General features: G+C 70.6%; 1 protein-coding gene. It reads left to right on the top strand.

What is annotated here, in order from left to right:
- Positions 1–217 (top strand): heme exporter protein CcmB (locus AC0IYH_RS33825; protein ID WP_471838836.1); only part of this gene is annotated, 217 nt, incomplete at its 5' end.
- Positions 218–238: the final 21 nt, after the last annotated feature.

The following is a 238-nucleotide window of genomic DNA, read 5'->3' as shown; positions in this document are numbered from 1 at the left end:
GGCAATCGCGACCGCGGCGCTGACCGCATCGGTCCGCGGCGCGGGGGCGCTCGCCGGGCTGGTCATGCTTCCGCTGGCCGTGCCGCTGCTGATCTTCGGCGCGGGGGCGCTGGACGACGGAGAGGGAGCGTTCAAGCTGTTGGGCGCGGTCAGTCTGTTGCTCGTCGCGGGTGCACCGTTCGTGGCCGGCGCGGCGATGCGGACGGCGATGGAATGATTGATCAGGATTAGGTCCACC

The sequence above is a fragment of the Pseudomonas sp. AC463 genome, assembly GCF_979253585.1.
Note: the sequence above shows the minus strand (reverse complement) of the source record. Positions and strands in the feature narration are given on the sequence as shown.